Annotated in this window: 1 pseudogene; it reads left to right on the top strand. The window is 47.9% G+C overall.

Features of this window, described 5'->3' with window-relative positions:
- A pseudogene (locus ACTHUM_RS19245) lies at nt 1-301 on the top strand (YifB family Mg chelatase-like AAA ATPase); the annotation flags it as partial.
- Nucleotides 302-476 lie beyond the last annotated feature (175 nt).

The following is a 476-nucleotide window of genomic DNA, read 5'->3' as shown; positions in this document are numbered from 1 at the left end:
ACAAGAGGCAGGCGAATCCAGTGCTACCGTATTGGAACGCGTTACCGCCGCACGCAAAATCCAATACAACCGGCAAGGCAAAGTCAATGCAGAACTGAGTGTCGGCGAGCTCGATGGCAAAGCCCGCATCCAAAAAGAAGCGCAAGAAGCCTTGGGAACCATGCTCGAAAAACTGTCCCTTTCCGCCCGAAGTTTCCACCGTATCATGCGCGTCGCCCGTACGCTGGCCGATTTGGCAGGCGACGAAGAAGTCAGCAAAACCCATGTGATGAAAGCCATCGGCTTCCGTCGCGCCCTTTAACTTGTCAGACGGCCTGAATCTTTATGTTTAAGTAAAACTAGAGTAAACAAAGCATCAGGATTTTGCCGTCTATAACGGTTATTGATAAAATATCGAATCCAAACTCAGACAGTCTCACTTCAGGCCGTCTGAACACATTATTACAAGGTAAGTCATGAAAAAATCTACACAATAT

The sequence above is a fragment of the Neisseria sp. P0021.S006 genome, assembly GCF_051956895.1.
The sequence above is the reverse complement of the archived record's forward strand: the minus strand, read 5'-3'. Positions and strand labels throughout refer to the sequence as shown.